Here is a 20,420-nt window from a genome sequence, read left to right as displayed (position 1 = left end):
AAGCCGCCCGAGCCGCGGGGCGCGGCAGCGGGTGGCAGTCGAGGGATTGGATGCGGGGGGCGGAAGGAGGTTTCAGCGGGCGGGATCGTCGCGGTCGGGGTCGCGGTCGTCGAAGGTCGGGTCTCGAGCGTGCCCCCAAAAACGCAGCGGGGGCCGCGCACGAAAGGCGCGGCCCCCGCCGTCGTCCCCGCACCGGCTCAGCGCTACTGCTGGGGGACGCCCTGCTGCGAGCTGCCCTGCTGTCCGCCCGCGCCTCCCTGCACCTCGATCCGGAGCGCCTGCGGCGCGCCGCCCTGCTCGGTGAACGCGGCCCGGACCTGCGTCCCTTCCTTCAGGTCGCTCACGGTGCGCTGCTGGCCGTCGATGAGGACCGGTGTATCCGGGCCGACGCGGAGCTTGATGTCCGGCTCGGCGCCGCCCTGGCGCACGACGACCTCCTGCGCGCTCGCGCTCACGACGGTGCCGCTCGCGGTGCGCTCGGCGGCCGCCCCGCCCGCGGGGCTCGCCGGCGGAGGCTGCGGCTGGGCGCCGGTGGGCTGCTGGGCCGACTGCTGCGCGCGCTCCTGCTCGCTCTTCGCGAGCTGCTCGTGCTCCTGCGCCGCCTGCTGCTGGGCGTTCGCGGTCGCCTGCGCGGCCTGCTGGTTCGACTGCCGGGCCTGCTGCTGCGCGCCCTGCGCCTCACCGAGCTCCTTCTGCTCCTTCGCCCGCGCCTTCTGGAGCTCCTGCTCCTTCTCCCTCACGTCCTTCTGCGCGTCGGCCACCTGCTTCTGCTCGTCGGCCGCCTTCTTCTGCGTCTTCGCGGACGACTCGGTCGCCTTCTCGGCCTGCTCCTGCGAGGCGACCGCGCCGCCGGTGTCGCCGCGGCTGCTCGCCTTCCTCCGGTCGTCGCCCCGCTGGCAAGCCGCGGCGAGCAGGGCCGCCGCGCCAGCGGCGAGATACGCACTTCGAGTCCAAGAAGATGCCATTCGTCTCCCTCCGTCGCGTAAAGGTGGTGACCGCGACGGTGCCGTGCGAGCCGGGCCGGACGGCGGGGGCAGCGGGCGGGCGGCGCCCGCCAGGTCGAGGCTCCTCCTCCCCCCGCGCCGGGGGCAGCGGCGGTCGAGCGAGGCGCGAGCGGCGCTCAGGCGTGGACGCGCCGGTTCGGGAACAGGTGCGCCCAGCGGCCCGCGCCCTCGCGCTCCGCGCCGGGGCGCCGGGTCACGATGGGCAGGATCGCCGCGACGAACAGCACCACCGCGATGACGGGCAGCGCGCCGGAGAACGATCCGGTCGCGTCCTTCACGAGCGCGACGAAGATCGGGCCGACGACGCCCCCGACGCCCCACGCCAGCAGGATCCACCCGTAGTTCACGCCCATGTACTTCGTGCCGAAGTAGTCGGCCGTGAACGACGGCATCGTCCCGAACCCGCCGCCGTAGTCGAGCAGCACCACCGCGAACAGGATCGCCACCACCGGCAGGGCGTGGATGCCGCCCACCACGAAGAAGATGACGACCTGCGAGCCGTAGATGAGGAGGTAGGCGGCGTTCCGCCCGATGCGGTCGGAGACGGCGCCCCAGAAGAACCGGCCGAGCCCGTTGAAGAGCGCGATGAAGCCGTAGACCGCGAGCGCCGTCTCGGGCGAGGTCCCCGTGAGCTCGCGCATGATCGGCACCGCGTTCGAGATGAAGAGGATGCCGGCGGTGACGTTCAGGAAGAGCATCATCCAGAGCGCCCAGAACTGCGGGGTCCGGAGCGCCTCCGAGGGCGGGTAGTCGCGCGTGGCGCGGGAGGCCACGGCGGGCGAGGCCGCGGCCGCGGGGACCGCGGCGGGCGGCGGGTTCCGGATCACGAGCGCGCAGAGCCCGCCGAGGATCGCGAAGACGACGCCCGACACGATGAACGTCCGCATGAGCGTGCCGGTCGCCCCGGCGGAGAGCACCGCGTCGCTCTCCCCTGCGGCCCGGGCGGCGAGCACGCGCCCCGCCTCGCGCGACGCGCCGGCGAACGCCGGGATCGCCTTGAGGACGTTGTTGTAGAAGAACGCGCCCAGGCCGAAGCCCATCACCACCATGCCGCTGCCGAGCCCGCGGCGGTCCGGGAACCACTTCGTCACCGCGGCGACCGGCGTCACGTAGCCGAGGCCGAGGCCGAGCCCGCCGATGACGCCGTAGGTGAAGTAGATCCAGGGCGCGCCGAGCGCGGTCGTGCCGAGCCCTGCGAGCACGTTGCCGAGCCCCCACAGGACGAGGCCGGTCACCGCCACCGGGCGCGGTCCCTTCGCGTCCTGCCAGCGCCCGCCGATCACCGCCCCGATCCCGAGGAACAGGATGGCGAGCGCGAACGTCCAGGTGGTGGTCGTGTTGGACCAGCGGAAGGCCGCGATGAGCGGCTGGGTGAACAGGCTCCAGGAGTAAACCGTGCCGAGGCACGCCATCGCGACCGTGCCCGCTGCGGCGATGAGCCACCGATTCGACGTCATGACGTCTCCCTCCGGCGGAGCGCCTAGCCCCCGATGCCGCGCATTGCCAGCAGCACGAGCCCGGCGCCTGCCTCCTCCATGTGATGACGCGGCGCCTTCCTCCCCAGCGCGCCCGCCACGGCGTCGGCGAGCGCCTCGTCCCCGTCGCCCGCCCGCATCCGATCCTTGAGCTGTACCCGATCCTCGCCCCCCAGGCAGGCCTGGAACCCGCCGTAGGCCGCGATCCTCGCCCGGTTGCAGTCCTCGCAGAAGTTCTCGGTCATCGCGCCGATGAAGCCGACGAGCCCCTCGCGCCCGTCGCGGTCGCGGGCGCGCATGTGGCGGGCCGGACCCCAGCCGCGGAAGAGGTCGGGGGCGAGCGAGAAGCCCGCCTCCTCGAGCCGCCGGCGAACCTCCGCGAGCGGCACGGGCGCGCCCCCGCCGAACGGCATCTGCTCGATGAACCGGGGGAGGGCGCCGCGGTCCCAGGCGTAGCGCACGAGCGACCCGAGCTCGTCCTCGTTCACGCCCGGCATCACCACGGTGTTGAGCTTCAGCGAGCGGAACCGGCCCGCCGCCGCGTCGATGCCGGCGAGGATGCGGTCCAGCCGCGCCGCCTGGCCCGAGACGCCGCGGAGCCGCTCCGGCGCGAGCGTGTCGAGGGACACGTTGAGCGCGCCGAGCCCCGCCGCGTGGAGCGGCTCGACGAGCTCTGCGAGCCGGTGGCCGTTCGTGGTGATCGCGACGTCCTCGATCCCCGGCGTCGCGGCGGCGTCCGCGACGATCTCGACGACGTCCCTGCGCAGCGTCGGCTCGCCGCCGGTGAGCCGGATGCGGCGCACGCCGAGCGCGGCGAAGAGCCGGAACAGCCGGGCGAGCTCCGCGCGGGAGAGGAGGGCGTCCGGCGGCTCGTACGCCGCCGGCGAGCAGTAGGTGCAGCGGAAGTTGCAGCGGTCGGTGAGCGCCACGCGCAGGTAGCGGATGGTCCGGCCCTGCGCGTCGACGAGCGAGCCCCGCGGACGGCAGGCGGCGGCGTTCACGCGCTCCGCAGGGGCCGGGCGCGCGGCGGTGGCCGGGACGACGGGCTCAGGGAATCGCTCCATGTTCCACCGATTCCTCACCCGTCGCGTCGATCCCGCTCGGTGCGGGCATCCGTCCGGGCGCCTCCCCCTTCCTAGTCAGCTCCGCGGCGCCGCGCCCGGCGCGCTGCAGCTCGAACGTCGCGTGGGGATCCCGGGCGGAGGCACGTCCCGCGGCCAGCACCCCGAAGCGGAGCGCGAGCGTCCCCAGCGTGCCGAGGGCGCCCGAGGCGATCCGCAGCGCGGGCGAGCGGCGGCGCACGAGGTCCACGACCGCCGAGGCGCCGAGCAGGATGCGCGCGCCGCGAAGGAGGGCGCCTGCCGCGCCGCGCCGGAGCGGCCGCTCCACCCGCTCGAAGCCGGCCTCCCTGTGCAGCGCCCGCGAGAGCGCGATCTCGGCGCCCTTCGCGACGAGCCCGAACCGCCGCGCCATCTCCGCCCCCGGCCCCGCGGGCGGCCAGAGGTCCAGCGCCGCGCCGGCGCTCACCGCGCCGGAGAAGGCGAACAGCATCGGCAGCGTGTTGCGCGTCTCCTGCCACACCGGCACCGCGGTGTTCGCGAGCAGGACGCCGGTGTAGCCGACGAGCGGCAGGCCCAGCGCCCCGGCCGCGAGCCCCGCGGCGTCGCCGGCGCGCCGGAGCGCGCGGGACGACGGGAGGAACGCCGGCAGCGCCGCCGCGCCGCTGAGCGCGCCGAACGAGGCGAGCACCCAGGTGCCCATGTTCATCGGCGAGGTCGGACGGAACACGCGCATCATGGCGATGAACCGCGCCGGCCGGCCCAGGTCGGCGATGAGGAGCCCCGCGCTCGCGACCGCCCCGCCCACCGCGAGCGTCCGGCAGCGCCGCACGAGGGGAAAGGTGCCGCGCCCGCCGGCGAGCTGCGCCGCCGCGCCGAGCACCCCGCACGCCCCCGCGAGGCCGCCCGTGTAGAAGTACGCGGGGATCATCCACCTCCACACCGGCTCCTTCAGCACGGGCAGCCCGTGGTAGCTCGGCCCCTCCACCTCCTCCTCCGGGAGGGAGGCGGTCCGCTCCGCCGCGCGGTCCGCGCGCGCGAGCGCGGCCGCCGCGCGCTGCGGCGAGGCGCGCTGCCCGGAGGCCTCGCCGGTGAGGCGCCCCACCTGCGGATCCACGTTGCGTCCGTCCCTTGGCGTCGAGGCCTGCCTCAGCGGATCCATCGCGTCCATCACGCCCTCCGCGCCGAGAACACCGCGCCCATGGCGAGCGCCGCGAGCGAGAGCACGCCCGCGGCCATCGACCGCCACGACCGCACCACCTTCGCGGTGGGCACCACCGGGTCGGGCGGCAGGTTGTAGACCTCGGGGCGATCGCACAGCAGGAAGAACGCGTGCAGCCCCTCGGTCCCGGGCTGGCTCGCGGCGTCCTCGCCGTAGAGGTGGGCCTCGGCCACGCCGCGCGCGTGCAGCTGCTCCACGCGCCGGTGGGCCCGCGCGCGCAGGTCCTCGAGCTCGCCGAACTGGATGGAGGCGGTCGGGCAGGCCTTCGCGCACGCCGGGACCATCCCGCCCTTCAGCCGGTCGTAGCAGAGCGTGCACTTCCACGCGCGACCGTCCTCCTCGCGCCGGTCGACGACGCCGAACGGGCAGGCGGAGACGCAGTACCCGCACCCGTTGCAGACGTCCGGCTGGACGTAGACCGAGCCGAACTCGGTGCGCACGATCGCGCCGGTGGGGCAGGCCTCGAGGCAGCCGGCGCGCTCGCAGTGCTTGCAGACGTCGGAGATCATCAGCCAGGAGAACTTCCCGAGCGCGCGCTCGGTGGGCCCGAGCGCGACCGGCGTCTCGAGGTGCGTCGGCTGGATGTCGTGCCCGAGCAGGCTCGTCGGCCCCGGCTGGCCCGCCGGGAACAGCTCGCCGAACGCGCGCGCGCCGCCCTCGACGCCGTCGCGCGGGCTCCCCTGGCCCGGCAGCTCCGCCGCGCGCTCCACGAACGCGACGTGGCGCCAGGTGGAGGCGCCGAGCATGCCGGTGTTGTCGTAGCTCATGCCGGTGAAGTGGAAGCCGTCGTCGGGGAGCTGGTTCCACTGCTTGCACGCGACCTCGCAGGCCTTGCACCCGATGCAGAGCGTGGTGTCGGTGAAGAAGCCCATCCGCTGCATGGCTACTTCCTCGGCTCGGTCGGAGGGTGGCGGTGCGCGGTCCGGATCCCCGGCAGATCGCGGGGCGGCGGGGCGCGCGGGGGCTCCGGTTGCCGGAGCTCGAGCCCGTCAGTTGCGGAGCGGCGCCCGAGGGAGTGGCGGCCCGCGCGGATGTTCGCGGTGAGCGCCTTGGACTCCTGGATGGAGACGTTCGGGTCGGCCACGAACGGGATGAGCTCGTTCGCCGGGTCGCCGCGCACGCGCCCGACGTAGCTCCAGTGGTAGGGGAGGCCGATCGTGTGGAGCGTCCGCCCCTTCACCCGGAGCGGCTTCATGCGCTCCGTCACGAGCACGCGGCACTCGATCTCCCCCCGCGCCGTCGTGATCGTGGCCCAGCGCCCGTTCGCGAGCCCCTTCTCCGCCGCGAGCTCCCGCGAGATCTCGCAGAACATCTCGGGCTGCAGCTCGGAGAGCCACGAGAGCCAGCGGCTCATCCCGCCGGCGGTGTGGTGCTCGGTGAGGCGGTAGGTCGTGACGACGTACGGGAAGCGCGGGTCGCCGAACGCGCGGTGGTAGGGGTTGTCGGCCCGGTGCCACTCCATCCGCGCCGGGTTGCACTGCTGCGGGTAGAGCGGGTTCTCGAGGACCGACTCCTCCGGCTCGTAGTGGGTCGGGAGCGGGCCGTCGAGCAGGCCGGAGGGCGCGAAGAGCCAGCCCTTGCCGTCGGCCTGCATGATGAAGGGATCGTCGCCCGAGAGCGTGGCGAGCCCCTCGGCCCCCGGCGGCGGCCGGTACGAGGGCGGCCGGTCGGGGATGAAGTCCGGGACGTCGTAGCCGGACCACGCGCCCTTCTCGGCGTCCCACCAGACGTAGCGCTTCCGCTCGGACCAGGGGCGCCCCTCGGGATCGGCCGAGGCGCGGTTGTAGAGGATGCGGCGGTTCGCGGGCCAGGACCAGCCCCACTCCGGCGCGACCCAGTGCTGCTCGGACTGGGGCCGCCGCCGGGCGGGCTGGTTCACGCCGTCCTTGTAGCACCCGGAGTAGATCCAGCAGCCGCACGCGGTCGCGCCGTCGTCGGTGAGCTCCTTGAAGCCCGCCACCGGCCTCCCGTCCCTGATCGTGAAGCCGTTCACCTCGCGCAGGACGGCCTCGGCGTCGGGATCCTCGTCCTTCCCCTTCGTCGGGTAGTCCCAGGTGAGCGCCCGGATGGCCTCGGCGTTCGGCCCCGGCGCGTCCGCGTAGAGGCGCTTAAGGCGCTTGCCGAGGTGGTACACGAACCAGAGATCGCTGCGGCAATCGCCGGGCGGCTCGATGGCCCGGTGGTGCCACTGCAGGCAGCGCTGCGTGTTGGTGAACGAGCCGTCCTTCTCGGTGTGCGCGGCGGCGGGGAAGAAGAACACCTCCGTCTGGATGTCCTCGGTCCGGACCTCCCCGCGCGCGATCTCCGGCGCCGTCCGCCAGAACTCGGCGGTCTCGGTGAGGGCGAAGTCGCGCACGACGAGCCAGTCCAGCTTGCGCAGGCCCTTGCGGTGCAGGCTCCCATGCATGGAGCCGACCGTCGGGTTCTCGCCCACGACGAGGTACCCCTTCACCTTGCCGTCCGCCATCTCGGAGACGGTCGTCATGTGCGAGTGGTTGCCGGAGAGGCGGGGCAGGAGATCGAACCCCCAGTCGTTCTCCCGCGTGGCCGCGTCGCCGAACCACGCCTTGAGGAGCGAGACGACGTACTTCGGCATCTCGCTCCACCAGCCCGAGGGCGAGCGGTTGTTCTTCACGTACTGCTCGAGCCCGCGGTCGGGCAGGAGCGAGTGGGGCATCGGCAGGTAGCCGGGGAGCAGGTCGAACAGCGTCGGGATGTCGGTCGATCCCTGGATGGAGGCGTGCCCGCGGAGCGCCATGATGCCGCCGCCGGGGCGCCCGATGTTGCCGAGGAGGAGCTGGAGGATCGACGCGGTGCGGATGTACTGGACGCCCACGGAGTGCTGCGTCCAGCCGACCGCGTAGCAGAACGCGCCGGTGCGCTCGCGCCCCGAGTTCCGGCACAGCGTCTCCGCCACCTCGAGGAAGAGCGGCTCGGGGATGCCGCACGTCTCGGCGACGACCTCGGGCGTGTAGCGGGAGAAGTGACGCTTCAGGATCTGGAACACGCAGCGCGGGTCCTGCAGCGTCGGGTCGGTCTTCCGCTCGAGGATGTTCGCGCCGTGCAGCGACTCCTTCCCCGCGCCCTTCTCGGCGTAGACCTCCTTGTGGCCGGCGGCGGGCACCACCCCGTCGACGCCGTCGTACGACCAGGTCTCCGGGTCGTACGAGTTCGACTTCGAGTCGAACCCGCTGAAGAGCCCCTCCAGGTCCTCGGTGTCCCGGAAGCGCTCGTCCACGAGCGTCGAGGCGTTCGTGTAGTGGAGGACGTACTCCTTGAACCAGCGCTCGTTCTCGATGACGTGGCGCACCAGGCCCCCGAGGAAGGCGATGTCCGAGCCCGGGCGGATGGGGACGTGCAGGTCGGCGACCGCGCTCGTGCGCGTGAAGCGCGGGTCCACGTGGATGATCGTCGCGCCGCGGTTCTTCGCCTCCATCACCCAGCGGAAGGCGACGGGGTGGCACTCCGCCATGTTCGAGCCCTGCACGACCACCCAGTCGGCGTTCTGCAGGTCGCCGGGGAAGGTCGTCGCGCCGCCGCGTCCGAAGGAGATCCCCAGACCGGGGACCGTGGAGCTGTGTCAGATCCGGGCCTGGTTCTCCACCTGCACGACGCCGAGCGCGGTGTAGAGCTTCTTGAGGAGGTAGTTCTCCTCGTTGTCGAGGGTCGCGCCGCCGAGGTGCGCGACGCCCAGCGTGCGCCGCACCCGCGCGCCGTGGTGCTTCGCGCCGGGATCCTCGATGCGCTCCTCGAACGTCTCGTCGCGCGAGCGCTTCACTCGCTCGGCCACCATGTCCATCGCCCGCGCGAGCGGGATGCGCTCCCACTCCCTGCCGCCGGGGCGGCGGTAGAGGACGTGCTGCTCGCGGTGCGAGCCGGTGACGAGCTGGAAGGTCGCGGCGCCCTTGGGGCACAGGCAGCCCTGGGACATGGGCGAGTCGGGATCGCCCTCGATGTCGACGATCCGCTCGTCCTTCACGTAGACGAGCTGGCCGCAGCCGACCGCGCAGTAAGGGCAGATGGAGCGGACCACGCGATCCGCCGAGGCGGTGCGAGGCACGAGCTCGCGCGTCCGCTCGCTCATGGCGCTCGCGCCGAGGCCAGAGGTGTCCCCGGAGACGAGCTGGCGAGCGACGGGCCACTCGGAGAGCACGGGTAGCTTGGGCATCGGGTATTCCCCCGAGTGGAGACGGTGGACACGCTCGGGGCGCGACGCCAGCGCGCGCCCGCGACCTCGTCGCACCGCGCCTTGCGCGCGCCGGCGTCAGGGTCGAGGGTAGGATGCGCCGCCGCCGAACCAGCGTGCGATCGCCCTGGCGCCGCGTTAGAAGGACCGCCCCTTGCCGATCCGGACTCCACAGGCGATCCCCCCGGCGTCCGACGCCCTCGACGCCCGCGCACAGGACATCGTGGCCGAGGAGGAATCCCTCCTCGCGGCGGTGCACGGGGCGCTCGGCGCGCGCGCGTCCGTCCGGGCGGAGAGCGACCTCGCCGGACGCCTCCGGGAGCTCCGCGACGAGGCGCTCGAGTCCACCTCCAAGGACCTGCCGACCGTGTTCCAGGAGATGGGACTCGTTCGCGCCGTGCTCGAGCGCCAGCGGCCGGACGGGTTCCCCGATCCGAGCGCGCCGTACTTCGCGCACCTGCGGGTGCGCGAGGGGGGCGAGGTCAGGGACTACTGCCTCGGCCGGCACACGTTCGTGGATCGCGGGGCGGGGGTGCGCGTGGTGGACTGGCGCTACGCGCCGGTCGCCGCGATCTTCTACCGCTACCGCGAAGGCGAGGAGTTCGAGGAGGCGTTCCCCGGCCGCGTCGCGGCGGGGGTGGTGGAGGCGCGCCGCGTGGTGGTGGTGGAGCGCGGCGTGCTCACCCGCGTCTCCGCGGGAGAGCTGACCGTCGCGCGCGGCGCCGACGGCGTGTGGCGGCGGCTCGCCGTGCAGGGCGCCGCGCTCGGGGGCGGCGCGGGCAAGGCGGCGCGCGCCGGAGCCCTCGGGACCGGCGCGGGCGCGCGCGGGAGGGTCTCCGCCCCGGACATCACCGCCCTGCTCGACCCCGATCAGTTCGAGGCGGTCTCCGCGCCCCCGGACCGGCCGCTGCTCGTCATCGGCAGCGCCGGGAGCGGCAAGACCACCGTCGCCCTGCACCGGCTCGCGCGCATCGCCTTCGAGGACCCGCGGCGCTTCCCGCCCTCGCGGATGCAGGTGGTGGTGCCGGAGCTCGGCCTCGCGCAGCTCGCGGCGCGGCTCCTCGAGCCGCTCGGCCTCGATCGGGCGGCGGTCCGGACGCTGGACTCCTGGTCGCGCGGCGCGTTCCAGAGCGTCTTCCGCGCCCCGCCGCCGCGCCTGTGCGCCGACACGCCGTCGCTCGTCTCGCGGCTCAAGCGCCACCCCGCGCTGTACGAGACGCTCCGCCGCCGCCCGCGGCTCGCCGGCGCGCGGCCCTCGCTCGCGAAGCTGCGCCAGGAGCTCGGCGATCTGTGCGTGGACCCGGCGTTCCTCGCCGGCGTAATCCGGGCGGCGCAGGGGGATCTCCCCACCACGGCCATCGAGGAGACGGTCCGGCACACGCGGCTGCAGCTCGCGCCGCCGACCGACGAGCTCGTCGCGGGCGTCGATCCCGACCGGCGCGAGACGCTCGACGGCCTGGGCCTCTCCGAGGACACGCCCGAGGCGATCGCCGGGACGCTCGACCCGGAGGATCTCCCCATCCTCCTGTTCCTCGCCACCCTCGCCGGCGCCGGGGGCGGCAGGTCGCTCGCGCACCTCGTGGTGGACGAGGCGGAGGACGTCTCGCTGTTCGAGCTCTCCGTGCTCGGCCGCCACCTCGACGGCCGCAGCGTGACCCTCGCCGGCGACGACGCGCAGCAGACGTTCTCCTCCTACGCCGGCTGGCCGCAGGCGCTCGCGGCGATCGGCGCGGAGCGCGCCGCGACGGTCAAGCTCGAGACCACCTACCGCTGCCCGCGCCCCATCGCGGAGGCCGCCCACGCCATCCTCGGCCCGCTCGCGCCGCCCTCTCCGCCGCGCGCGGGCCGCGACGGCGCGCCCGTGTCGCGGTTCGACTTCCCGACGGAGGCCCACGCGCAGCTGTTCCTGGTGGGGGCGATCCGCGATCTCGTCGAGCGCGAGCCGGACGCGTCCGTGGCGGTCGTCGCGCACTCGGCCGAGGTCGCGCGCGCGTTCCACCGCCTCCTCTCCGACATGCCCGAGGCCCGCCTGGCGATCGACGGCCGGTTCTCGTTCCGGCCGGGCGTGGACGTCACCGACGTGGCGAGCGTGAAGGGGCTCGAGTTCGACTACGTGGTCGTGCCCGACGCCTCGGTCCGCGCCTACCCCGACGCGGACGAGGCGCGCCGCCGGCTGCACGTCGCCGTCACGCGCGCGGCGCACCAGCTCTGGATCGCCGCGCCGGGCACGCCGTCGCCGCTCCTGCGCGCCCTCCCACCGGCCTGAAGCGCCTGCGCGGCGCGGGCCTCACCGGCACGCGAGGAACCGCACCGCCGCGCGCGAGGCGGCGAGCGTCTCGGCGATCCGCGCCAGCGCCTCGTCCACGTCCGCCTCGGTCTGCCCCGCCCCGAGCGAGAAGCGCACCGAGCAGTGCGCCTCCTCGGGCGTGAGGCCCATGGCGAGGAGGGTGCGCGACGGCTCTGGATCGCCGGAGTGGCAGGCCGAGCCGGAGGAGAGGTGCACGGCGCGGCGGCCCAGCGCGAGCACGAGCGACTCGCCCCGGATCCCCGGCAGCGTCACGTCGAGGGTGGTCGCGATCCGCGCGCCGTCCCCGTTCCGCCGCGCCTCCGGCAGGAGCCTCAGGAGGCCCGCCTCGAGGCGGTCGCGGAGCGCCGCGAGCCGGTCCATCTCGCCGCCGCCGAGCCGCTGCATCGCGAGCTCGCAGGCGCGCCCGAACCCGACGACGCCCGCGACGTTCTCGGTGCCCGCCCGCAGCCCGTGCTCCTGCCCGCCGCCGTGCACGAGCGGCTCGAGCGAGACGCCGGCGCGGACGTAGAGCGCGCCGACGCCCTTCGGGCCGTGGATCTTGTGCGCCGAGACCGTGAGGAGGTCCACCCCCAGCGCCTCCACGTCGAGGGCGACCTTGCCGAGCGCCTGGACCGCGTCCGCGTGGAGGAGCGCGCCGCGCGCCCGCACCGCCGGCGCGAGCGCCGCGACCGGCTGGATCGTGCCCACCTCGTTGTTCACGAGCATGAGCGAGACGAGCACGGTGTCGTCGCGGAGGGCGCCGAGGACCCGCTCCGGCGAGACGTGCCCGTCGCGCTCGACCGGCACCACGGTGAGCTCGAACCCATGAGGCACGAGGGCGCGGCAGGCCTCCAGCACGGCGGGGTGCTCGATGGCGGAGGTGACGACGTGGCGGCCGCGCGCGCGGCACGCCCACGCGGCGCCCTTCACCGCGAGGTTGTCCGACTCGGAGCCCGATCCCGTGAACACCACGCGCCGCGCCGTGCACTCGAGCGCGCGGGCCACCTTGCGGCGCGCGTCCTCGACGGCGGCGCGCGCCTCGGCGCCGCGGGGGTGGACGCTCGAGGGGTTCCCGAACGCGCCCGCGAGGAACGGCGCCATCGCCTCGGCGACCGCCGGCGCGACGGGGGTGGTCGCCGCGTGGTCGAGGTAGATGGGGCGGAGCGGGGCCGCCTCGATCCGCGGTCCCCTCGGCGCGTCGCGCTCGGGCGCCCCCTCCGCCGGCTCCGCGGCCGCCGCCCCGTCGGCGCGGCGCACCTCGCAGAGGAGCGCCTTGTAGACGGGGAAGCCCGAGATCGGATCGCACTGGGCGAGGTCCGTGAGGGCGTTCACGTTGCAGGCGCGCCAGGACTCGCTCCCCAGCGGCCCGCCGCCCCCCATGCTCGCGTCGATGGCGCCCGGGACGAGGTCCGCGGTCACGTGCGCGCGGAAGGGGGCGCGCCCGCGCGGCGTCTCGACCCAGACCGGATCCCCGCTCGCGATCCCGCGCGCGGCGGCGTCCTCCGCGCTGAGCGTCGCGAGCGGCTCGGGCGCGCGCGTCGCGAGGCCGGGCACGCCGTGGTGCTGGCTGCGGAAGTCGTGGAAGCCGCGCGCGCCGGAGTTGAAGACGAGCGGGTGGCTGCCCGCGAGATCGGGCCGGCTCGCCGGGCTCTCCGGCGGCTCGACGTAGACCGGCAGCGGCTCGTAGCCGTGCTCGGCCAGGATCGACGAGGCGATCTCGAACCTGCCGGAGGGCGTGTCGAACCCGGGCTCGCCGTCGGGCCGGAGGAGGCCCTTCTCCCACTTGCGATACTGGAGGAACGGGGCGGGCACCCGCGCCTCTCCCCCCGCGGCCCGCACCGCCTCGAGCGTGAAGCCCGTCCCCTCGAGCGCGTGGCGCAGGAGCGCCTCCTCCGTCTGCGGGTAGAGGTGCCCGTAGCCGAGCCGGTCGGCGAGCCCGGCCATGATGAGGAAGTCGTTGCGCGCCTCGCCGACGGGCGGCACGAGCGGCTCGCGGATCTTGAAGAGCGGGCCGTACCGCATGTACGAGGTGATCTCGTACCCCGTCGCCGCCGGCAGGACGAGGTCCGCGAACGCCGCGTCCGCGGTGAGGAAGCGATCGACGCAGACGAGGAAGTCGAGGCCGGCGAGGGTCCGGCGCCACAGCTCCGGGTCCGGCCACGCGGTGAGGATCGACGCACCGTGCACGACGAGCGCCCGGATCCGGTAGGGATCGCCCTCGAGCACCGAGCGGGGCAGGGCGATCGCGTGGGACTCGCCGCGGTAGCGCGTGTACAGGGGGAAGCGCTCGCGCCCGAGCGCCTTCCCCACGGCGGGGTTCGGCTGGAGGTGGCGGCGGTTCTGCGGGAACGCGCCGTCCCGCATGCGGAAGACGAGGCCGCCCGGGACGTCGAGCTGTCCCGCGAGGCCCCACAGCGTGAGGAGCGCGCGGATCGCCTGCACGCCGTTCCCGGAGTACTCGAGGCCGGTGTAGGTGACGGGGCACGCGCCGCGGGCGGCCGCGATGCGGCGCGCGAGGCTGCGGATGGTGGCGGCGGGCACACCGGTGATCCCCTCGACGCGCTCGGGCCGGTAGTGCTGGGCGAGCCGCGCGAGGTCCTCGAACCCGACGGTCCAGTCGCGCGCGAACTCCTCGTCGTGGAGCTCCTCCTCGAGGAGCACCTCGATGAGGGCGAGCGCGAGCGCGCCGTCGGTGCCGGGGCGGATCGGGATCCACTCCGCGTCGACGGCCCGCGCGGTGTCGTTCCGGCGCGGGTCGATGGCGATGACCTGGGCGCCGCGCTGGCGGGCGCGCACGACCTGGTGGTGCGCCGTCGGCGGCGAGTCGGTGGCCGGGTTCGCTCCCCACAGCACGACGAGCTCGGCCTGGTCGAGGTCGGCGTCGAGCCCGAGCAGCATCGCGCCCATGGTGACGTGCGGCGCGATCATCGCGAACGCGACGTAGCAGAGCGCCCCCACCCCGAGCGTGTTGGGCGAGCCGAACGGGAAGAGGACGCTCGAGGCGGACGAGACGGCCACGCCGGCCGGCTGGAACACGTCGCAGAGCGAGAGCTCGAACGCGCCCCGGCCGGTGTAGACCGCGGTCGCCTCGGCGCCGTGCTCCCGCTTGATGCTGGCGAGCCGGCCTGCCAGGAGCGCGTACGCGGCGTCCCAGGAGATGGGCTCGAACTCGTACCTGCCCTTGGGGCCAGTGCGGCGGAGGGGGCGGTTCACCCGGTCGGGCGAGTGGACGATCTCGGGCGAGTGGCGCCCGATCGTGCAGAGCATGCCGAGCGGGTGATCCGGGAGCGGCTCCACCCCGACGAGCCGGTCCCCCTCCACGTGGGCGCGCACCCAGCAGCCCGCGGGGCAGATGCCGCACAGCCCGTCGCGGACCCGGACGCCGCCGCGCGCCCCGCGCGTGCTGGCCTCCCGTGTCTCGGGTGCTCCCATCTCCTCCTCCGGTCCGGAGATGGATGCGGCCTGAGTCGGGGAGCGGCCAGCCGCCTCGCCGGGTGCGGCCGGGTGGCGCGACGGTGAGTGTGTCCCCGCTGGGGACGAGCGGCCACAATCCCGGCGCTCCGGGTGGGCGTGGGTTAAAACCGCGCGAACTCGAACGGAGGATTCATGGCCCAGGTGACGCTCAAGGGGAACCCGATCCACACCAGCGGCGAGCTGCCGGCCGTCGGCGCCAAGGCGCCCGACTTCAAGCTCACGGGGGGCGATCTGAAGGACGTCTCGCTCGCCGACTTCAAGGGCAAGCGCAAGATCCTGAACATCGTCCCGAGCCTCGACACGGCCGTCTGCGCCACCTCGACCCGCAAGTTCAACGAGAAGGCGGGTCAGCTCCCGAACACGGTGGTGCTCGTCGTCTCCGCGGACCTTCCGTTCGCGGCGAAGCGGTTCTGCACGACCGAGGGGCTGCAGAACGTCGTCACGCTCTCGCTCATGCGCGACAAGAAGTTCGGACAGGACTACGGCATCCTCCTCACGGACGGCCCACTCGCGGGCCTCTGCGGCCGCGCGGTCGTGGTGCTCGACGCGGACGACAAGGTGATCTACCGCCAGCTCGTGCCGGAGATCGGGCAGGAGCCCGAATACGAGCCGGCCCTGAAGGCCGCGCAGGGCTAGACGGCGTCGTCGTCGAGGCAGCGGGCACGAGGCCAGCGGGGCGACCCGCTGGCCTCGTGGCGCCCGGCGGCTCCAGTCCTCGGCGGTGATGGAGCGACTGGCGGTGAATACCGGAGGTGACTTCCCGACCCCGACCCGACCCCCGCCTTGTCCGCCGTGGCCCGTCCTAAGTGCCCTTGCTCTCGACCGCCGCGTCCAGCGGGAAGGTCAGGGAGCTGCGCGTCCCCACGAACGTCTTCCGCAAGCCGAGCTCCGGGAAGTCGACGATCTCGATCGTGCTCCGCGACCAGGCGTCTCCGCCGAGCAGGTAGACGAGCTCGCCGTCCGGCGACGCCCGAACGTTGTGTGCCGGGTCGCCGGCGGGGAAGCCGAGGAAGTCGCCGGGGCCGATGGGCTCCTCGCGGTCGCCGATCACCGCGACGCCGCTCCCGGAGAGGACGTACATCCACTCCTCGTCGTGCCGGTGCACGTGCTTCACGAAGGACTCCCTGCCGGCGGGCACGGCGGCGACGCCTGCGGAGATGCGCTTCAGCGCGGGGCGGGAGAGCCAGGTGAGCCCGACCTCCGAGCGCGGGTTCTGCGGGTGGTGGTAGACGCGCGCCTCGCCGCGCTCGCCGGCGCGGACGAGCAGGCGCGGCCGCTCTCCCGGCGGCGGGAGGCCGACCAGCTCGCGCGGCAGCTCCTTCACTCCCGGGAAGAACTCGATCTCCGCGTCCATGGGGTAGACCGCGAAACGATTGCCGAGGCGGACCATCCGGCGTCGCAGGCGCGGGAAGTCCGCCACCTCGACGTCCGGGATGATCTCCCCGCCCTCGAGCAGGAGGAGCCGCTCATCGGCGGAGGCGTTGCGGACGTGGTGCGCCACGCCCGGCGGGAGGGCCACGAAGTCGCCCGGGCCGACCTCGTGCTCGGCGTCGTCGAGCTCGATCACGCCCCGCCCCTCGAGGACGAAGACCCATTCCTCCTCGCGGTGGTGGACGTGGAAGATGGCGGACTCCTTGCCGGGAGGGAGCCACGCGAGGTTCACCGCGATCCGGCCGAGGCCGGCGGCGCGGGAGATCATCCAGCCGTGGATCTCCGAGCGCGGGTTGTACGGGTGGCCGCTCGACTCGGCCGGGCCGCGCTCGCTGGCGCGGACGAGAGTGCGGGGAAGGGATGCATCGGACATGACCGCAGCGTAGCGCGGCACGGCTGCGACGCCAGGGGACGAAGCGGGTGCACGGCGGCATGGCGGTGGGTCCCGACCTCGAGCTGCTCCGACCCACCCACCGCCGCTCGATGGACGCTCACTCGACGGAGCTCAGTCCAGGGACCGCGTCGGATCCCGCGCGCCGAGCCGCCACGTGAGCCGGTCCGGCGCTACGCCGCGAACCTCGACGAGCCCACCGTGTACTCCCCGCAGGTGGTGGGCGGCGCAGAGCGATGCGAGGTTCGCCGGGTCGTCACCGCCGCCGCGCGAGCGATAGACGACGTGGTGCGCGTGCACGGCCGCCCGGCTGCAACCCGGCACCTGGCAGAGTCCGCCGTCGCGCGCGAGGGCCCGCCGCTGCGGCGTGCTCCGCTCCGCGAGCGCGGGTTTCCAGGTCGAGATGAAGTGCTCCGCCATCCGCTCGAGGCACTCCGCGGGCGTGAGCCAGCGGTCGGCCGCTGCGCGGGCCGCCCGGAACGCTTCGTCGAGGAGGCGCCCGACCCGCCGAGGCACGCGCAGGTCGAGCTCGGCCCGCGCGCACATCTGCGCCTCCTGCTCCGCCTCGATCTCCCGGCGCAGCGCGATGCAGGTCGTACCCTCCGCCCGGCGGATCCAGTCCTCGGTGGTGAGATCGTCCGCGACCTCCGCCACGAGCCGCGCCTGCTCGTAGGACACGCGCCCGTCGCGCATCGCCTGCTCGAGCGCGGGGAGCGCGTAGAGCCTACGCTCCAGCTGGACCCGCTGCTGCACCGTGCGCGTAGCCATTCCGAGCCGCTCCTCGCAGTAGTGGCCGAACGAGGCGAAACCCATGTCGCGCCACAGTCGCAGCGTCCGGAGCAGCAGGCCGAGGTGCCCGACGAGCGCGTCCCAGCGATCGCGCATCGCCGCGAGCCGCCTCAGCTCCTCGTCGACGCGCACGTCCGCGCCGCCGTCGAGCTCGGCGCTCACCTCCGCCTCGACCGGAGCGACCGCTCCGAGGAACGCCCAGCGGCCATACTCCTCCTCGAGCCCCGCCCTCGCCGCCTCGAACCATTCTGCGGCCGGCCCGCGCAGGACGCCTTCGTCCGTGACCTCGTCCCCGCCGTCCGAGAGCGCTTCCACGGGATGGGCGCCGAGGAACTCCTCGCAGATCGCCTCGAGCCGCTGCCACCTCGGCGCGGTCGCTCCGAGAACCTTGCCCGCGAGCGCCATCGCCTCGTCGAGCTTCGCGCGACCCGCGGGCGTGAGCTGGAGGGACACGCGCTCCCGCGGCTCCTCGTCCGCCTTCGCCTCGGCGGCTGCTTCGGCCCGCACCGCCGCCGCGAGCGCGCGCACCGTCTCGGTGCGGGCGATCGAGACCCAGCGCGCCTCCGCCTCACCGCGGGCAACGGGGAGGACCGTCTCGGCCTTGCGCGCGCTCACCTCGCCGCGCCGGACCGCGTCGGCGAGGAGCGGGCGGTCGCGGAGCGCCCGCGCGAGCCTCACGAGCTTCTGCGCCGTGCTGGCCGCGATGCCCAGCCGCTCGCGCGCGTAGTCACCGACGCTCGCGTACCCGAACCGCATCGCACCGTCCCGGTCGGCGAGCGCCGCGAGCCCGCGGCCGATGGCGATCTCGAGCGCGCCGTGCCCACGCGCGACGCGGCTGAGGAGCCGGTCGATGAGGAGCGCCGCCTCGTCCCGCAGGATGCCCTTCCGCTCGTGCGGCGGCGGCGGCTCGAGCAGCCACGCCTCCGCCGCGAGCGCGTCCAGCGCGGCCGCCGAGGCGATCGCGAGAGGAGCGGGAGGGCTCAGGGGCACGACGTCCATCGAGTGAACCCATACCATCTGTGTCTGACGGTCGGGCGGACTCCAGCGCGACGGTGGGTGAATACCAGACGTGACCCCGACCTCGACCCCGACCCCGGCCCCAAGCCTTCCACCCACCCCGGCTCCAGCGCGCCGCCCCCACGTGGCGGGACCTCGCGCCCGGAGGCGGGCCACTGGACGCGGGAGGCACCTCCCCGACCCACGGACCGCAGGTAACGCGGATTTGAACCCGCTTCCGGGCCGACCTACTTCTGGCTGGCGATCTGGATGAGGTTCCCGCAGGTGTCGTCGAGCACCGCGATCGTCACCGGGCCCATCTCGGTGGGCGGCTGGACGAAACGAACGCCTGCCGAGCGGAGCCGCTCGTACTCGGCACGCACGTCCTCTACGGCGAACGAGGTGAACGGGATGCCGTCCTCCACCAGGGCCCGCTTGAACGGGCGCGCCGCGGGGTGCCCGTCCGGCTCCAGCACGAGCTCGGGGCCATCCGGGGCTTCGGGCGACACGACGGTGAGCCAGCGCACCTCGCCCAGCGGGATCTCGGTCTTCTTCACGAACCCGAGGACCTCCGTGTAGAACCTCAGGGCCTTCTCCTGGTCATCGACCAGGACGCTCGTCAGGTTGATTTTCATCGCCGGGTCCCTTTCAGCCCCTCGACCGGCCACCGCTCGAAGATACTCCGCAGCGGTGCGGTGTCGAGGTGATGGAGCTTGCACCTGCCTTCACGCCGCGTGGTCACGAGGCCGGCCGCCTCGAGCACCTCGAGGTGCTGCGAGATCGCCTGCCTCGACATCGCGAGCCCGTGCTTCATCGTCAGCCGCGTGCACAGCTCGAACAGCGACTGACCGTCCCGATCGGTGAGCTCGTCGAGGATCGCCCGCCTAGTCGGGGCGGCGAGCGCTTCGAACACGTCGGCCACCCGGCGGAACATAGGCAAGCTACGACTTGCCTGTCAACCTCGAGACGCCCGGCGGGCCGACCCCCTCACGGCGTCACGGCGAGCGAGCCCGCGCGCCACGTCACGCCACCGACGAGATCGCGCGCGACCACCCACACCGTGGGAGCCCCGGCTGCCGGCGTGGTGAGCTCCGCCGCCTCGTCGGGGTGGTTCGTGTGCAGCTTCTCGAGCTCGCCCGCGCTCGTGAACCAGGAGAAGGTCCAGTCCTCCTTCCGCGTCGCGATGGGCTGGCCCGCCGCGTCGCTCTCGACGTAGGTCTCGCGCAGCTCCTCGAAGCTCGCCGGCAGGAGCGGCAGGAGCGGCACCTTCGCGCTCGGCGGCACGGCCGCGGGCGTCTCACCGGGCGCCGGGAGCGCCGCGCCCTCGAGCGCCACGCCTGACAGGACGGGGTTGTGGTTGGGCGCGGAGGGCGCCGCCGGACCGCGGACCCGGATCCGCTTCAGCGCCGCGACGTGGGGGCGGCGCGACCACTCCGCCTCGAAGCGGGCGGCGACGGCGCCGAGGAGCTCGCAGTCGCTCCCCACCGCGCTCGCAGGCGCGAGCTCGTCCGGCGTCGCGTCGAGCGCGAGGGCGAGGTCGGTGACCTCCAGGCCGAGGACGCGCTCGGGAGACGACGCGGGCAGCGCCGACAGCGTGTAGTCCGCGGGGAGCTCGTAGGCGGCCCCGGGCAGCGCCACCGCGGAGCCCGGGTCGGCGGGATCCCGCCTCACCGCCAGCGGGCCGCAGCCGTCGCGTCCGCATGCCTCGAGGCCGGCGAAGGAGATCCCTCCCGCGGCGCCGGCGCCCGGGGCGGCGCAGGCCGCCGCGAGATCGGCGCCCGCGAGCAGCGTCGAGGGATCCGCCAGCTCGGAGAACAGGGTGCAGGGGGAGGGGCCCGGGTCTCCCGGCGCCGGGGTGCAGGCGACGTGGAGCACCACCGCGCGCCGGGCCGGGTCCGCGACGAGGGCCGGATCCACGACGAGCGTCCCGAGCTCCGCGCGGGCGGGGGCCGAGCCGTCGGAGGGCGGGGCGATCTCGGGCGGCTCGGCGCGGACCGCGAGCACGCGGAACCCCTGCACCTCGGAGGCGGGATCGAAGTCCGGCCCGCAGGCGGCCGTGAGCGCGAGGACGGGGACGAGGGCGGCGAGCGTGCGGTTCATGGGCGGT

At 74.3% G+C, this 20,420-nt stretch carries 14 protein-coding genes; 2 read left to right on the top strand and 12 right to left on the bottom strand.

From position 1 onward, the window contains the following. Window positions 1-203 precede the first annotated feature (203 nt). The 6 genes from MNZ29_RS02135 to fdh form a co-directional block, all read right to left on the bottom strand. Complete coding sequence (locus MNZ29_RS02135) at window positions 204-965, bottom strand: hypothetical protein (protein ID WP_242352581.1); 762 nt, start codon at window positions 963-965, stop codon at window positions 204-206. Window positions 966-1,120: 155 nt separating this feature from the next. Next, window positions 1,121-2,461 carry an OFA family MFS transporter gene (locus MNZ29_RS02130; protein WP_242352579.1) on the bottom strand — a complete coding sequence of 447 codons (1,341 nt, stop codon included), beginning with the start codon at window positions 2,459-2,461 and terminating at the stop codon, window positions 1,121-1,123. Between the two features lie 23 nt (window positions 2,462-2,484). After that, on the bottom strand, window positions 2,485-3,543 hold the full coding sequence (gene moaA, locus MNZ29_RS02125; RefSeq protein ID WP_242352577.1) for a GTP 3',8-cyclase MoaA: 1,059 nt from the start codon (window positions 3,541-3,543) through the stop codon (window positions 2,485-2,487). Beyond that, entirely contained in the window at window positions 3,527-4,699 is a 1,173-nt protein-coding gene (gene nrfD, locus MNZ29_RS02120; RefSeq protein WP_242352575.1) for an NrfD/PsrC family molybdoenzyme membrane anchor subunit, read from the bottom strand. The genes moaA and nrfD overlap by 17 nt, the downstream gene beginning before the upstream one ends. A gap of 8 nt (window positions 4,700-4,707) precedes the next feature. Beyond that, on the bottom strand, window positions 4,708-5,640 hold the full coding sequence (locus tag MNZ29_RS02115) for a 4Fe-4S dicluster domain-containing protein (protein WP_242352573.1): 933 nt from the start codon (window positions 5,638-5,640) through the stop codon (window positions 4,708-4,710). Between the two features lie 2 nt (window positions 5,641-5,642). Next, entirely contained in the window at window positions 5,643-8,927 is a 3,285-nt protein-coding gene (fdh, locus tag MNZ29_RS02110) for a formate dehydrogenase (protein ID WP_242352571.1), read from the bottom strand. Between the two features lie 172 nt (window positions 8,928-9,099). On the opposite strand from fdh, the gene MNZ29_RS02105 reads away from it, so the two are divergent. Continuing rightward, on the top strand, window positions 9,100-11,211 hold the full coding sequence (locus MNZ29_RS02105) for an ATP-binding domain-containing protein (RefSeq protein ID WP_242352569.1): 2,112 nt from the start codon (window positions 9,100-9,102) through the stop codon (window positions 11,209-11,211). Window positions 11,212-11,232: 21 nt separating this feature from the next. Here MNZ29_RS02105 and MNZ29_RS02100 read toward each other — a convergent pair whose 3' ends face one another. Next, window positions 11,233-14,664 carry an aminotransferase class V-fold PLP-dependent enzyme gene (locus MNZ29_RS02100; RefSeq protein WP_242352567.1) on the bottom strand — a complete coding sequence of 1,144 codons (3,432 nt, stop codon included), beginning with the start codon at window positions 14,662-14,664 and terminating at the stop codon, window positions 11,233-11,235. Between the two features lie 174 nt (window positions 14,665-14,838). On the opposite strand from MNZ29_RS02100, the gene tpx reads away from it, so the two are divergent. Continuing rightward, on the top strand, window positions 14,839-15,342 hold the full coding sequence (tpx, locus tag MNZ29_RS02095; RefSeq protein WP_242334362.1) for a thiol peroxidase: 504 nt from the start codon (window positions 14,839-14,841) through the stop codon (window positions 15,340-15,342). Window positions 15,343-15,508: 166 nt separating this feature from the next. Here tpx and MNZ29_RS02090 read toward each other — a convergent pair whose 3' ends face one another. From MNZ29_RS02090 to MNZ29_RS02070, 5 genes are all read right to left on the bottom strand, one after another. Then, on the bottom strand, window positions 15,509-16,510 hold the full coding sequence (locus tag MNZ29_RS02090) for a cupin domain-containing protein (RefSeq protein WP_242334365.1): 1,002 nt from the start codon (window positions 16,508-16,510) through the stop codon (window positions 15,509-15,511). Window positions 16,511-16,642: 132 nt separating this feature from the next. Then, a complete protein-coding gene (locus MNZ29_RS02085; protein WP_242334368.1) occupies window positions 16,643-18,316 on the bottom strand; it encodes an HNH endonuclease in 1,674 nt (557 codons plus the stop codon). 245 nt (window positions 18,317-18,561) lie between these two features. Then, entirely contained in the window at window positions 18,562-18,948 is a 387-nt protein-coding gene (locus MNZ29_RS02080; RefSeq protein ID WP_242334374.1) for a VOC family protein, read from the bottom strand. Next, window positions 18,945-19,235, bottom strand: coding sequence for a helix-turn-helix transcriptional regulator (locus tag MNZ29_RS02075; protein ID WP_242334377.1), 291 nt, complete (start codon window positions 19,233-19,235; stop codon window positions 18,945-18,947). Before MNZ29_RS02075 ends, MNZ29_RS02080 begins: the two co-directional genes overlap by 4 nt. A 65-nt stretch (window positions 19,236-19,300) precedes the next feature. Next, window positions 19,301-20,413 carry a hypothetical protein gene (locus MNZ29_RS02070; protein WP_242352566.1) on the bottom strand — a complete coding sequence of 371 codons (1,113 nt, stop codon included), beginning with the start codon at window positions 20,411-20,413 and terminating at the stop codon, window positions 19,301-19,303. Between the last annotated feature and the right edge of the window lie 7 nt (window positions 20,414-20,420).

The organism is Anaeromyxobacter sp. SG64, from assembly GCF_022690745.1.
GTDB classification, from domain to species: Bacteria; Myxococcota; Myxococcia; order Myxococcales; family Anaeromyxobacteraceae; genus Anaeromyxobacter; species Anaeromyxobacter soli.
The sequence above is the reverse complement of the archived record's forward strand: the minus strand, read 5'-3'. Positions and strand labels throughout refer to the sequence as shown.